General features: G+C 34.2%; 14 protein-coding genes, 1 pseudogene and 1 other annotated feature. All 15 genes and pseudogenes read right to left on the reverse strand.

All coding sequences use genetic code 11. The annotated features are described in order from the left end of the window. The coding region (locus J7M87_RS18540) for a GTP-binding protein (protein ID WP_141669547.1) at nt 1–110 on the reverse strand (110 nt) is incomplete at its 3' end. Between the two features lie 185 nt (nt 111–295). After that, the gene (fusA, locus tag J7M87_RS18545; protein WP_291653438.1) at nt 296–2,359 is read right to left on the reverse strand and encodes an elongation factor G; all 2,064 of its coding nucleotides are present in this window, start codon (nt 2,357–2,359) and stop codon (nt 296–298) included. Nucleotides 2,360–2,434: 75 nt separating this feature from the next. Further along, nucleotides 2,435–2,905 carry a 30S ribosomal protein S7 gene (gene rpsG / locus J7M87_RS18550; protein WP_111928710.1) on the reverse strand — a complete coding sequence of 157 codons (471 nt, stop codon included), beginning with the start codon at nt 2,903–2,905 and terminating at the stop codon, nt 2,435–2,437. Nucleotides 2,906–3,058: 153 nt separating this feature from the next. Next, nucleotides 3,059–3,439 carry a 30S ribosomal protein S12 gene (gene rpsL, locus J7M87_RS18555; protein WP_008681201.1) on the reverse strand — a complete coding sequence of 127 codons (381 nt, stop codon included), beginning with the start codon at nt 3,437–3,439 and terminating at the stop codon, nt 3,059–3,061. Nucleotides 3,440–3,503: 64 nt separating this feature from the next. Then, nucleotides 3,504–3,743: a ribosomal L7Ae/L30e/S12e/Gadd45 family protein gene (locus tag J7M87_RS18560; RefSeq protein WP_291653442.1), complete on the reverse strand. Its 240-nt coding sequence runs from the start codon at nt 3,741–3,743 to the stop codon at nt 3,504–3,506. Nucleotides 3,744–3,896: 153 nt separating this feature from the next. Continuing rightward, complete coding sequence (rpoC, locus tag J7M87_RS18565; RefSeq protein WP_291653444.1) at nt 3,897–7,430, reverse strand: DNA-directed RNA polymerase subunit beta'; 3,534 nt, start codon at nt 7,428–7,430, stop codon at nt 3,897–3,899. Between the two features lie 21 nt (nt 7,431–7,451). Beyond that, a complete protein-coding gene (rpoB, locus tag J7M87_RS18570; protein WP_291653446.1) occupies nt 7,452–11,159 on the reverse strand; it encodes a DNA-directed RNA polymerase subunit beta in 3,708 nt (1,235 codons plus the stop codon). Nucleotides 11,160–11,511: 352 nt separating this feature from the next. Next, entirely contained in the window at nt 11,512–11,877 is a 366-nt protein-coding gene (gene rplL / locus J7M87_RS18575) for a 50S ribosomal protein L7/L12 (RefSeq protein ID WP_291653448.1), read from the reverse strand. A gap of 31 nt (nt 11,878–11,908) precedes the next feature. Next, nucleotides 11,909–12,412, reverse strand: a complete 504-nt coding sequence (gene rplJ, locus J7M87_RS18580) for a 50S ribosomal protein L10 (protein ID WP_291653450.1) — start codon at nt 12,410–12,412, stop codon at nt 11,909–11,911. 38 nt (nt 12,413–12,450) lie between these two features. After that, nucleotides 12,451–12,578: a sequence feature (ribosomal protein L10 leader region), on the reverse strand. Between the two features lie 42 nt (nt 12,579–12,620). Next, nucleotides 12,621–13,310 carry a 50S ribosomal protein L1 gene (gene rplA, locus J7M87_RS18585; protein WP_008681207.1) on the reverse strand — a complete coding sequence of 230 codons (690 nt, stop codon included), beginning with the start codon at nt 13,308–13,310 and terminating at the stop codon, nt 12,621–12,623. Nucleotides 13,311–13,362: 52 nt separating this feature from the next. After that, the gene (rplK, locus tag J7M87_RS18590) at nt 13,363–13,788 is read right to left on the reverse strand and encodes a 50S ribosomal protein L11 (protein WP_291653452.1); all 426 of its coding nucleotides are present in this window, start codon (nt 13,786–13,788) and stop codon (nt 13,363–13,365) included. A gap of 69 nt (nt 13,789–13,857) precedes the next feature. Beyond that, nucleotides 13,858–14,379: a transcription termination/antitermination protein NusG gene (gene nusG / locus J7M87_RS18595; RefSeq protein ID WP_195264667.1), complete on the reverse strand. Its 522-nt coding sequence runs from the start codon at nt 14,377–14,379 to the stop codon at nt 13,858–13,860. 33 nt (nt 14,380–14,412) lie between these two features. Beyond that, on the reverse strand, nt 14,413–14,646 hold the full coding sequence (secE, locus tag J7M87_RS18600; RefSeq protein WP_008681211.1) for a preprotein translocase subunit SecE: 234 nt from the start codon (nt 14,644–14,646) through the stop codon (nt 14,413–14,415). 51 nt (nt 14,647–14,697) lie between these two features. Further along, on the reverse strand, nt 14,698–14,847 hold the full coding sequence (rpmG, locus tag J7M87_RS18605; RefSeq protein ID WP_291653457.1) for a 50S ribosomal protein L33: 150 nt from the start codon (nt 14,845–14,847) through the stop codon (nt 14,698–14,700). A 172-nt stretch (nt 14,848–15,019) separates the two neighbouring features. After that, nucleotides 15,020–15,153, reverse strand: a pseudogene (gene tuf / locus J7M87_RS18610) (elongation factor Tu); the annotation flags it as partial.

Here is a 15,153-nt window from a genome sequence, read left to right on the forward strand (position 1 = left end):
GCTAATACTGTTGTGATTGCAGCTGTTAAAGTTGTCTTACCGTGGTCAACGTGACCGATTGTTCCAATGTTTACGTGTGGTTTACTTCTTTCGAATTTTTGCTTTGCCATTGTAAAATCCTCCTTTATGGAAATTAATTATATGAACCTTCTTAGTTATTATATCTAATTTAGTTCTATTTTTCTATACTTATATAAATTTTCCTAATATTATTTAATATACTTAAATTTATATTTTTAACGTTGCTCATATTTTAATTATGAGCAACATTAATTACATTTATAACTAAAGTAAATTAACTTCTTTCACTCTTAATTTTTTCTTGAACACTCTTTGGAACTTCTTCGAAGTGATCGAATACCATTGAGTAAACGCCTCTACCTTGAGTTCTTGATCTTAAAGTAGTTGCATATCCAAACATTTCTGAAAGTGGAACCATAGCTCTGATAATTTGAGCTCCGTTTATAGCTTCCATACCTTCTATTCTACCTCTTCTTGAGTTAAGGTCTCCCATTACATCTCCCATGTATTCTTCTGGTACTGTAACTTCAACCTTTTCCATTGGCTCAAGTAATACTGGATCTGCTTTTGCCATAGCATTCTTAAACGCCATAGAACCAGCAATCTTAAATGCCATTTCAGATGAGTCAACTTCATGGTATGAACCGTGAACTAATTTAACTTTGAAGTTAATAGTTTCATATCCAGCTATTATACCATTTTTAGCAGCTTCTTGAATACCATTGTCTATAGCAGGTATATATTCTCTAGGAACAGCTCCTCCTACTATAGCATTTTCAAATACGTATTCTCCTTCAGTAGGTTCCATCTCGATCACACAGTGACCATATTGACCCTTACCACCTGATTGCTTAGCATATTTAGCTTCAGCTTTAACAGCTTTTCTAATTGTTTCTTTATAAGCAACTTGAGGTGCTCCAACGTTACATTCAACTTTGAATTCTCTAGTTAATCTGTCAACGATAATATCTAAGTGAAGTTCTCCCATACCTGCAATTATTGTTTGACCAGTTTCTTGATCAGTATGAGTTCTGAAAGTAGGATCTTCCTCAGCAAGTTTAGCTAAAGCTAAGCCCATTTTTTCTTGACCAGCTTTTGTCTTTGGCTCGATAGCTACAGATATAACTGGTTCTGGGAATTCCATAGATTCTAATACTATTGGATTGCTTTCTACGCAAAGAGTATCTCCTGTTGTAGTATTCTTTAATCCAATAACTGCTCCTAATTCACCTGCTTCTAATGCTTCAACTTCTTCTCTTGAATTAGCGTGCATCTTAACAAGTCTTCCTATTCTTTCTTTTTTGCCCTTTGTTGAGTTTAATACGTATGTTCCACTTTGCATAACTCCTGAATAAATTCTAGTAAATGCAAGTTTTCCAACGAATGGGTCAGTAGCTATCTTAAATGCTAAAGCTGACATTGGAGCTTCATCTGAAGCTTCTCTTGTATCAGCTTCACCTTCTAGTGTAGTTCCTTCAACAGCTGGAATATCTAGTGGTGATGGTAAGAAACTAACAACACCATCAATCATTTGTTGAACACCCTTATTCTTATATGATGATCCACAAATACATGGAACTACTTCATTAGCTATAGTAGCTTTTCTTAGTCCAATCATTATTTCTTCTTGTGTTAATTCTTCACCTTCAAGATATTTTTCCATTAGGTCTTCGTTAGTTTCAGCTATAGCTTCAATCATAGCCATTCTGTATTCTTCAGCTTGATCAGCTAAATCTGCTGGAATTTCTTCTTCTCTAACATCTTTTCCTAGATCATCATAGAACATAATAGCCTTATTAAGTACTAAGTCTACCATTCCCTTAAATTGATCTTCTGAACCGATTGGAATTTGTATTGGAACTGCATTAGCTTTTAATCTATCTCTTACAGTGTTTATACATCTAAAGAAGTCTGCACCTGTAGCATCCATCTTGTTAACATATATCATTCTTGGTACACCGTATTTATCCGCCTGTCTCCAAACAGTTTCAGTTTGTGGTTCAACACCACTTTTTGCATCTAGAACTGTAACAGCTCCATCAAGAACTCTTAATGATCTTTCAACTTCAACTGTAAAGTCTACGTGTCCAGGAGTATCTATGATATTTAATTCATGACCCTTCCATTCACATGTTGTAGCAGCAGAAGTGATTGTTATACCTCTTTCTTTTTCTTGCTCCATCCAGTCCATTTGTGAAGCACCTTCATGTGTTTCACCTATCTTATGTGTCTTACCTGCATAAAATAGTATACGTTCAGTAGTTGTAGTTTTACCCGCATCTATATGAGCCATTATTCCAAAGTTACGGAATTTGTCTAACGGATATTTTCTAGCCATTTGTATGTCCTCCTCTCAACGAGTAATTTTAAATTCGACAAAACTGCTTTGGCAAAAGCCAAAACAGTTTGTTTATTAGTATCTGTAATGAGCGAATGCTTTGTTTGCCTCAGCCATTTTATGAGTATCTTCTCTCTTCTTAACAGCTGCTCCAGTATTATTAGCTGCATCCATTAATTCTCCAGCTAATCTTTGAGCCATTACTTTCTCGCCTCTTTTTCTAGCAGCATCTAGCATCCATCTGATTCCTAGAGTCTGTCTTCTTTCTGGTCTTACTTCGATAGGAACTTGGTAGTTAGCTCCACCTATTCTTCTAGCTTTAACCTCTAATAAAGGCATTACATTGTTCATAGCTTCTTCAAATACTTCTAAAGCATCTTTGCCTGTTTTTTGCGCCATTATTTCAAACGCGTCGTAGCATATTTTTTGTGCTACTCCTTTTTTACCATCTTCCATTACATTGTTTATTAACTTTGTAACAACTTTTGAATTGTACATTGGATCTGGTAATACATCTCTCTTTGCGATATGTCCTTTTCTTGGCACTTTTCTTCCCTCCTTAACATGATAAATTTAAGTTCATTGGTACTCTGCAATTAAACATTGCCGTAAAGTGCTTTACTCCTTCATCTATATAAACTTAATTTATAAATCTATGTAAATGCTGAAGACAAGCACTAGTGTAGCTTATGATTTAAACTACTTTTTTGCCTTCGGCTTTTTAGCACCGTACTTTGATCTTCCTTGCATTCTGTTAGCTACTCCAGCACAGTCAAGTGCTCCTCTTACGATATGGTATCTAACACCAGGAAGGTCCTTAACTCTACCACCTCTTATAAGAACAACGCTGTGCTCTTGTAAGTTGTGTCCTACACCACCAATGTATGCAGTAACTTCGAATCCATTTGTAAGTCTTACTCTTGCGATTTTTCTTAAAGCTGAGTTAGGCTTCTTTGGAGTTGTTGTTTTAACAACTGTACAAACTCCTCTTCTTTGTGGACACTCGTTAAGTGCTGGTGCTGTTGACTTGTTGATAACAGTTTTTCTGCCTTTTCTTACTAATTGGCTAATAGTTGGCATTTTTTCACCTCCTGAAATTTTTTATCTATATATCTAATATTTAAGATAAAAGCTTATTAATGAATTATTCCAAAACTAGTACCGCAGATGCTTTAACATCTATACTACACATTTTTCCTAATTCTTTCATTGTGTTAATGTAAACAATTTTTACATTTTTTTCAACTGCTAAATCAATCAATGATTTAGTCAAATTAATTTCTGCGTCTTTAGCTACATATAAAACAGTTCCATTTCCATTTTTAATAGATTTAGTACATTGTTTTATACCAATTAATTTCTTTCCTACAATGCTATCTATCATGAAATCACTCCCTATATAAAAGTTCATAGAGGCTCAGTTCATGACTTTGCCTCCATGAATTCATGTAGACAATTATATTGTAGTGTAGCTTTAAAATCACACAATTCGTATTTTATCATTTAAGCATACACATGTCAATAAAATTGCAATGTATTATTCAATTGATTCTAGTACATCTTCTTCGACTAAAACGTCCTCGACATCTAGCTTTACATTCCTATATCTCATCATTCCAGTACCTGCTGGTATTAACTTACCAATAATAACATTTTCTTTCAGACCTACTAAAGGATCTATCTTTCCTTTAATAGCTGCCTCTGTAAGAACTCTTGTTGTTTCTTGGAATGATGCAGCTGATAGGAAACTATCTGTGGCTAAAGCAGCCTTAGTTATACCAAGTAACGCTTGCTCGCCTTTAGCTTCTTCTCCACCAAATTCTCTTACTCTTGCATTTTCTTCTTCGAAGTCGAACATATCTATCATAGTTCCTGGTAATAGCTCAGTATCTCCTGAATCTAGCACTTTAACTTTTCTAGTCATTTGTCTAACAACTACTTCTAAGTGCTTATCATTGATATCAACACCTTGAAGTCTATAAACTTTTTGAACTTCGGATAATAGATATTTTCTAGCTCCATCTATACCTTTAATTGCAGCTATATCATGAGGATTTACTGAACCTTCAGTAATCTCATCTCCAGCTTCAATAAAGTCATCATCAGATACCTTTAATCTTGAACCAAATGGTATTTCATAGCTACGTTCTTCTCCATCATTAGCCATTACAAATACAGTTCTCTTTTTCTTAGTTTCTTCAACTCTAACTGTACCAGTTATTTCACTTACTATTGCTAATCCCTTAGGTTTTCTAGCTTCAAACAATTCTTCAACTCTAGGAAGACCTTGTGTAATATCGGCTCCAACAACTCCCCCTGTATGGAATGTTCTCATCGTAAGCTGAGTTCCTGGCTCCCCGATTGATTGTGCTGCAATTATACCAACAGCTTCTCCTATATTGATCTTTTGTGCTGTCGCCATGTTCATACCATAACACTTAGAACATACACCAACTTTACACTTACATGTAAATACAGATCTAATTTTTACTTTCTTAACACCTGCTGCTGCAACTTTTTCTGCAACATCAAGTTCCATATATCGATCAGCTTCTACCATAACCTCACCAGTTTCTGGATGAATTATTGGTTCTGCTGTATATCTACCGTAAAGTCTTTCTGCTAATCCCTCGATTGCTTCATTACCTTCTTTAATTTCTGAAACATAGATACCTTCTGTTGTTCCACAATCTATTTCTCTTACGATAACATCTTGTGATACGTCAACTAGTCTTCTTGTTAAGTATCCAGAGTCAGCCGTCTTAAGAGCTGTATCGGCATTACCTTTTCTAGCTCCGTGAGTAGATATAAAATACTCTACAACTTCAAGACCTTCTCTAAATGAAGCTCTAATTGGTAATTCTATAATCTTACCTGTTGGACTCGCCATAAGTCCTCTCATACCAGCTAATTGCTTAATTTGAGACTTAGATCCTCTGGCTCCAGAGTCAGCCATCATGAATATTGGATTAAATTTATCCAAACTATTCATAAGTGCATCCGCAACATCTTCTGTTGTCTTAGTCCATTTCTCGATAACTCTTTCATATCTCTCTTCTTCTGATATGAAACCTCTCTTATACATCTTTTCAATCTTATCAACAGTTTCATCAGCTTCTTTAAGTAGTCTATACTTCGCTTCTGGTACTATCATATCAGATGCAGCTACTGTTACAGCTCCAATTGATGAATAGTGATATCCTAAAGCCTTGATCTTATCAAGCATTATTGATGTATTTGTTGGGCCATGCACTGCATAACACTTATCAATTATCTTACCTAATGACTTTTTAGTTATTAAGAAATCTACTTCTAAGTTAAATTCTTCATCTTTATTGCTTCTATCCACAAATCCTAAATCTTGAGGAATTGATTCATTAAAGATCAGTTTACCAACTGTAGTCTTAATTATACCTGATTTCTTTTCACCATTAACATCTTTAAATATTCTTACATTAATTTCTGCATGAATAGCTATTTCTCCTACTTCATAAGCCATAATAGCTTCATCTTTAGAAGCAAATACTTTTCCTTCACCTTTAGCCCCAGTCTTATCCATAGTTAAATAATATGATCCTAATACCATATCCTGTGTAGGTACACAAACTGGCTTACCATCTGAAGGTTTCATTATATTTCCTGCTGCAAGCATTAAGAATCTTGCTTCTGCTTGTGCTTCAACTGATAATGGAACGTGAACCGCCATTTGGTCTCCATCGAAGTCAGCATTATATGCAGTACATACAAGTGGATGTAGTTTTATAGCTCTACCTTCTACTAATATTGGTTGGAAAGCTTGAATTCCTAATCTATGTAGAGTAGGAGCACGGTTTAGTAAAACTGGATGATCAGTAATAACTTCTTCAAGTACATCCCACACTTGATTGTTTACTCTTTCAACCATTCTTTTAGCACTCTTTATGTTATGTGCTACTCCATCTTCAACCAACTTCTTCATTACAAATGGCTTAAATAACTCTAGAGCCATTTCTTTTGGAAGTCCGCATTGATACATTTTCAATTCAGGACCTACAACGATAACCGATCTACCTGAGTAGTCAACTCTCTTACCAAGTAGGTTTTGTCTAAATCTACCTTGCTTACCTTTAAGCATATCTGATAATGATTTAAGTGGTCTATTTCCTGGTCCTGTAACCGGTCTACCTCTTCTACCATTATCTATAAGCGCATCTACTGCTTCTTGAAGCATTCTTTTTTCATTTCTAACAATTATATCTGGAGCACCTAAGTCTAAAAGCTTCTTTAATCTGTTATTTCTATTTATAACTCTTCTATATAAATCATTTAAGTCTGAAGTCGCAAATCTTCCCCCATCTAATTGAACCATTGGTCTTAAATCTGGTGGAATTACAGGTATCACGTTAATAACCATCCATCTTGGATCATTACCTGATTTTCTAAAAGATTCAACAACTTCTAATCTTCTTATGATTCTAACTTTCTTTTGACCAGTACTTGTTTTTAATTCTTCTTTAAGTTCCTTAGATTGACCTTCTAAATCAATTTCTCCAAGTAAGTCCTGAACAGCTTCAGCTCCCATTCCAGCTATAAAGCTTTCTTCCCCATATTTATCAACAGCTTCTCTATATTCTTTTTCGTTAAGAAGTTGTTTCTTTAATAATGGTGTTTCTTTAGGATCTATTACTACATATGAAGCAAAGTATAATATTTTTTCTAAAGCTCTTGGTGACATATCTAAAAGTAATCCCATTCTTGATGGAATTCCTTTAAAATACCAAATGTGAGAAACTGGGGCAGCCAGTTCAATATGCCCCATTCTTTCTCTTCTTACCTTAGCTTTTGTAACTTCAACTCCACATCTGTCACAAACTATTCCCTTATATCTAACTCTCTTGTATTTACCACAATGACATTCCCAATCTTTAATAGGCCCAAATATTCTTTCACAGAATAGACCATCTCTTTCTGGTTTTAAAGTTCTATAGTTTATAGTTTCAGGCTTTTTAACTTCTCCTCTTGACCATTCTCTTATTTGGCTAGGTGAAGCTAAACCTATTTGTATAGCATCAAAATTATTCAATTCAAACAAGGGTATATCCTCCCTTCAAATTTAGTGTTCATCATTTACAAAATCATCAAGTTCTAAGTCTTCTTCATGGAATCCATCTAAAGCAAAGTTATCAAACTCAACTTCTTCCTCAATTTCTTCCTCTGATGTTGTATAACTATCATCTACATTAACATCTTCTGAAACAATATCTTCTGTTCCTTCAATATTAACTTCTAATTCTTCCATCTCTTCTTCTGCAAATTCTTTAAGTCTAACTTCTTCTTTTTCATCATTTAACACTTTTACATCTAAACATAAAGCTTGAAGTTCTTTAATTAGAACCTTAAATGATTCTGGAACTCCAGGTTCAGGTATATTTTCACCCTTAACAATAGCTTCATATGTTTTAACTCTACCTACAACATCATCTGATTTAACAGTTAATATTTCTTGTAGTGTGTGAGCTGCTCCATATGCTTCTAAAGCCCAAACTTCCATTTCTCCAAATCTTTGACCACCGAATTGTGCTTTACCACCAAGTGGTTGTTGAGTTACTAATGAGTATGGACCTGTTGATCTTGCGTGAATCTTATCGTCAACTAAGTGAGCTAGCTTTAAGATATACATTATTCCAACAGTTACTTCATTATCAAAAGCTTCTCCTGTTCTACCATCATATAAAACAGTTTTTCCATTTGCATTGTATCCTGCTTTTTCTAAGCAATCTTCAATGTCTTTTTCAGTAGCACCATCAAATACAGGAGTAGCTATATGCCATCCTAATTGACTTGCTGCCCATCCTAAGTGAACCTCTAGTACCTGACCGATGTTCATACGTGATGGAACCCCTAGTGGGTTTAAGCAAATTTGTAATGGTCTACCATCTGGTAAGAATGGCATATCTTCTTCTGGTAATACTCTTGAGATAACCCCTTTGTTACCATGACGTCCAGCCATCTTATCCCCAACAGAGATTTTTCTCTTTTGAGCTATATAACATCTAACTAGTTCATTTACACCTGGATTTAATTCATCACCGTTTTCTCTAGTAAACACTTTAACATCTACTATTATTCCAGCTTCTCCATGTGGTACTCTTAATGAAGTATCTCTTACTTCTCTAGCCTTCTCTCCAAATATAGCTCTTAATAATCTTTCTTCTGCAGTTAATTCAGTTTCTCCCTTAGGTGTAACCTTACCTACAAGGATATCCCCTGATCTAACCTCAGCACCGATTCTTATTATTCCTCTGTCATCTATATCCTTCAATGCATCTTCACTTACGTTTGGAATATCTCTAGTTATTTCTTCAGGTCCTAGCTTTGTATCTCTAGCTTCGCACTCATATTCTTCTATATGAATCGAAGTAAATACATCTTCTCTAACTAGTTCTTCAGAAATAAGCATAGCATCTTCGTAGTTATATCCTTCCCAAGTTATGAAGCCCATTCTAATGTTTTTACCTAATGCTATTTCCCCTAAATCAGTTGATGGCCCATCAGCTAACACTTGGTTCTTAAACACTATTTCACCTTTATCTACTAAAGGTCTTTGATTTATACATGTACCTTGGTTACTTCTCTTGAACTTAAGAAGATTATAACTGTCTATTCCACCGTCTACATCTCTCTTAATTCTAATTTCATTAGAACTTACGTAAACTACCTTACCCGCATTTTTAGCCTTTGGAAGAACTCCAGAGTCTACAGCAGCTTTAAATTCTATTCCAGTACCAACTACTGGAGCTTGAGGTTTTAATAATGGAACCGCTTGACGTTGCATGTTTGATCCCATAAGAGCTCTTGAGGCATCGTCATTTTCAAGGAACGGTATCATCGCTGTAGCTACTGATACTATTTGCCTTGGTGATACATCTATTAGATCAACCTCATCAGCACTAACTACTAATATATCATGTTTACTTCTAACAGTAACCCTGCTATCAACAAACTTTCTATCCTCTCCAATAGGTTCTTTAGCTTGCGCTACAAGGTATAAATCCTCTTCATCCGCTGTAAAGTATCTTATTTCATCTGTTATTATTCCTTTTTCTTTATCAACAACTCTATAAGGAGTTTCTATAAATCCATATTCATTAACTTTAGCGTATGTTGCTAATGAGTTGATAAGTCCTATATTTGGTCCTTCTGGAGTTTCTATAGGACACATTCTACCATAGTGAGAATGGTGAACGTCTCTAACTTCAAAACCAGCTCTTTCTCTTGAAAGACCCCCTGGTCCTAAGGCTGATAATCTTCTCTTATGTGTTAATTCTGATAATGGATTTACTTGATCCATGAATTGTGATAATTGTGAACTACCAAAGAATTCTTTAATAGCAGCTGCAACAGGTCTTATGTTAATTAACATTTGAGGCGTTATAGCTTCTTGATCTTGAATAGTCATTCTTTCCTTAACTACTCTTTCCATTCTTGATAAACCAATTCTAAATTGATTTTGTAGTAATTCACCTACTGATCTTAATCTTCTATTTCCTAAGTGATCTATATCATCAACATATCCTACTGAATATGGTAATCCCAATTCGTAACTTATAGTTGCAAATATATCATCTCTTATTATATGTTTAGGAATAAGTCTATTTAAGTTTTTCTTTATTTCTTCTTTTATAGTATCTTCATCATCATAGTTGTCTAATATCTCTTTTAATGTTGGATAATGAACAAGTTCTCTGATATTTAAATCTTCTATATTAAATGATACAAAATTCTTGATATCAACAAAATGGTTACCAATTACCCTAACCACTCTATCCTCAACTAATATATCAACTGAGTTTATACCAACGTTTTGAATTTCTTCTGCAAGAGATCTACTAATCTTCTTACCTTGCTCAACCATAATTTCTCCTGTTTGAGGATTAACTATGTCTGTAGCTGCAACTTGGTTAACCAATCTTAAGTTTATAGCTAACTTCTTATTAAACTTATATCTACCAACCCTTGATAAATCATATCTCTTCGCATCAAAGAATAGTGAATCTATAAGAGATATAGCACTATCAACCGTAGGTGGTTCACCCGGTCTTAATCTTTTATATATCTCTAATAAAGCTTCTTCTTTAGTCTTAGTATTATCTTTTTCTATTGTAGCTTTAAATCTCTCATCTTCTCCAAAATAGTCTAAAAGCTCCTGATCACTTCCGAATCCCATAGCTCTTGCTAAAATAGATATTGGAAGTTTTCTTGTTTTATCTATTCTTACATAGATAATATCGTTAGAATCTGTTTCATATTCTAACCACGCTCCCCTATTTGGAATAACTGTTGATGAATATAATTTTTCACCAGTTTTATCAACATTAAAACTGTAATAAACACCTGGTGACCTTACTAATTGACTGACAATAACTCTTTCAGCACCATTTATGATGAAAGTTCCTTGTTCTGTCATTAACGGGAAGTCACCCATAAATACTTCTTGTTCTTTAATTTCTCCAGTTTCATTATTTTGTAATCTTACAGAAACTTTTAGTGGCGCAGCATAAGTAGCATCTCTCTCTTTACACTTCTCCACTGAATACTTAATATTATCCATATCAAGCTTATAATCTACAAACTCAAGAACAAGATTTCCAGTAAAGTTTGTAATAGGATTAATATCTTCAAAAACTTCATGAAGACCTTCCTTTAAAAACCATTGATATGAATCTAATTGTACCTCAATAAGATTTGGCATTTCAGTTACATCTTTAACTTTACCAAAACTCATTCTAGTTCTTTTTCCGACTTGGACAGGATGTACCATGAATTTTCACCCCTTGTATAAAACTAAAATAACCAAAAGCACACTTTCCCTAAGGACTTATGCTTTCGGATAGCATCACTTATTAGTATAACCATCTTTTGTTCGATTATACATTTTTTCCATATGAATATATACCTACCCATATTGAATAGTACATTTAATGATAGTATCATACTATTCTTTTAATGTCAATTATTTTATTGTATAACTTATATTAATCTATAATCTTCTATATTTAACGCAGTTTTATATAAAACTATATAAAGTATCCCAGGAATTTGATATTTTATATAGTTTCATTTAGACAATTAAAAAGGTGCCTTTAACAGCACCTTTTTAATTGAAAAGTTAATTACTTAACTTCTACTTCAGCTCCAACTTCAGCTAATTTAGCTTTCATTTCTTCTGCTTCTTCTTTTGATACAGCTTCTTTTAATGTCTTAGGAGCTCCATCAACTATTTCTTTAGCTTCTTTTAATCCTAATCCAGTTAATTCTCTAACAACTTTGATAACTTTGATCTTTTGTGATCCAGCGTTAGCTAATACTACGTCGAATTCAGTCTTTTCTTCTGCTGCAGCAGCACCTGCAACTGCACCTGCAACTGCTACTGGAGCAGCAGCACTTACACCAAACTCTTCTTCACAAGCTTTAACTAGCTCGTTTAATTCTAAAACAGTCATTTCTTTTATAGCTTGAATTATATCTTCTCTTGTCATTTTAATTGCACCTCCAAATTTTTATCAGTTATTATTCAGCTGACTCTGATTCTTTTTTTTCTTTAATTGCATTTAATAAATATGCAACATTTGATAATGGAGCTTTGAAGCTTCCAAGAAGTTTTGCGATAAGAACTTCCTTTGATGGTATTGTAGCAAGCTTTTCAACTTCTTCTTTATTATATAAAGTTCCTTCTACCATACCAGCTTTCAATTCTAGTTTCTTGTGATCCTTAGCAAATGTATGTAATACTCTTGCTGGAGCAGTAGCATCTTCATATCCGAATGCTATAGAAACTGGTCCTTCTAAGTATGAATCAAGACCTTCAATTCCTAATTCCTTAGCAGCTAATGTTACAAGGTTATTCTTATAAACCTTATATTCAACACCAGCTTCTCTTAAACTTTTTCTTAAAGCTGTATCTTCTTCAACTGTTAAACCTTGATAGTCTGCTAAAACGATCGCTTGAGCTTTTTCTAATTTTTCTCTTATCTCAGCAACTTTAGCTTCTTTAATTTGTCTATTCTTGTTCATTACTGTGTGTCCACCTCCTCACAGTTTTTTAACTGCAAATTTATATTAAGAAAGGCCTTCCCATAGACATAGGAAGACCAAATAATTACTTACCTTGGTATTCCTCGGTAGGCAATTATTTAAACCTTTCGGCACCTACTGTCTTTGGAATCAGTATTCTCTTTAACAACAGATTACATTTTACAACATAACTTTTTGTTTGTCAATACTAATCTAAAACTTTTGTTGGGTTAACTTTAGCTCCAGGACCCATAGTGCTTGAAACAGATACTGACTTAACGTATTGTCCCTTAGCTGCTGCTGGTTTAGCCTTTATTAAAGCATCCATTAAAGCGTGGAAGTTTTGTTGTAACTTCTCAACTCCAAATGATTTCTTTCCTATTGGACAGTGAACTATAGCAGTCTTATCTACTCTATATTCAACTTTACCAGCTTTTATTTCTGCTATTGCTTTAGCAACATCAAATGTAACTGTTCCTGATTTTGGGTTTGGCATTAATCCTTTAGGTCCTAAAACCCTACCAATTCTACCAACAACACCCATCATGTCTGGTGTAGCAACCACTACATCATAATCAAACCAGTTTTCGCTTTGAATCTTTTGAACTAATTCTTCAGCTCCTACGAAATCTGCACCTGCTTCTTGAGCTTCTTTAGCTTTTTCTCCCTTTGCAAACACTAAAACTCTTACAGTTCTACCTGTTCCATTTGGAAGAACAACAGCTCCTCTAACTTGTTGATCTGCATGTCTTGGGTCAACCCCTAATCTAACATGTAGTTCTATTGTTTCATCAAATTTTGCTTTTGCAGTCTTTACTGCTAAATCTAAAGCTTCAGATGGAGTGTATAATGCACTCTTATCTATTAATTTTGCGCTTTCAATATAATTCTTTCCCATAATATGCCTCCTTTGTGGTGTTAGCGGTTTTTACCTCCCACTTTTTTACGAATTACTCTTCAATAGTTACTCCCATACTTCTTGCAGTTCCTTCGATCATGCTCATAGCACTTTCGATTGTAGCTGCATTTAAGTCAGGCATCTTTAATTCAGCAATTTTTCTTACTTGATCCTTAGTTAACTTACCAATTTTAGTTCTATTTGAAACTCCTGAACCACTTTCGATTCCTAATTCCTTCTTTATAAGAACTGCTGCTGGTGGAGTTTTTAGTATAAAACTAAAAGATCTATCTTGATAAACTGTTATAACAACTGGAATTATTAATCCAGCTTGGTTAGCAGTCTTTGCATTGAACTCCTTACAGAATCCCATAATATTAACACCATGTTGACCTAATGCTGGTCCTACTGGTGGTGCTGGTGTCGCCTTACCTGCAGGAAGTTGAAGTTTGATCATTCCTGTTACTTTCTTAGCCATGTATTATTCCTCCTATACTGTGGTAATACGGACCTTAGTCCTCCCACTTTATTAAAACATTAGCTTATATTAAACTAATTTTTCAACTTGTGTAAATTCTAGTTCAGCTAGAGTTTCTCTGCCAAACATATCAATTAATGCTTTTATTTTGCGCTTTTCTAGATTTATCTCTTGTATTATAGCTACAAACTCCCTTAAAGGACCTGAGATAACCCTCACGCTTTCCCCTACTTCTAAATCTATTTCCACAGGTGTTTCTTGAACTCCCATAGATTCTATTTCTTCATCTGTAAGGGGAACTGGTTTAGAAGCTGGGCCAACAAAGCCTGTTACACCCCTAGTGTTTCTAACCACATACCATGACTCATCTGTCATTAGCATCTTTACTAACACATATCCAGGAAACTTCTTTTTAAGAGAAATCTTTTGTTTCCCATCTTTTTCTTCTACAACTTCTTCCATAGGCACTTGAATGTCTTGAAGTAAGCTTTGAAGATTTCTATTTTCAATGGTCTTTTCAAGATTCGCTTTAACCTTGTTTTCGTAGCCTGAGTATGTGTGTACAACATACCATCTTGCTCTTTCGCTCATATTTTCTTATAGGTGACTAACACCTAAACCTCCTTATTTTAGTTTAAAAATGAATTCAAAGAGGTTTTGAAAAATATAATCTAACCCGCCTACTAATACTATATATATTAGCACAACTACGCCAACTGCAATTAACGCCTTTTTAGTGTCATTTTTAGAAGGCCAAGTTATTCTTTTAACTTCTGCCTTAACCTCTCTAAAAAACTTAAATATGCCACCTTTACTAGGTGAGTTCTTAGTTAAATTTACATTTTCCTTAACAGCCATTACTTCACATCCTTAATTTTTGTGAGTATGTGTCACTACTATATTAGCTAATTATTTAGTTTCTTTATGAAGTGTATGTTTTTTACAGAACTTGCAGTATTTATGCATTTCTAATCTGTCTGGGTTATTTTTTTTATTTTTCATTGAATTATAATTTCTTTGCTTACACTCTGTGCATGCTAAAGTCATCTTTACTCTCACAGTCTGCACCTCCAGTTTACCGTAAATAATATAAAACCTTACTACTTTATGTTAATTTAATTTCGTTAATTACCTAAACACATTATCATAAAACATGTATTATGTCAATATATATGCCTTTGTAAAGGACTAGGTAATGAAACCCAGTCCGTATATATACTAAGAACTAATATTATTCAATTATGCTAGTAACAACTCCTGAACCTACAGTTCTTCCACCTTCTCTGATAGCGAATCTTAATCCCTCATCCATAGCTACTTGAGTGATTAATTCAACGTTCATATCGATGTGGTCTCCTGGCATAA

The organism is Clostridium sp., assembly GCF_017888565.1.
Lineage (GTDB): Bacteria > Bacillota > Clostridia > Clostridiales > Clostridiaceae > Clostridium.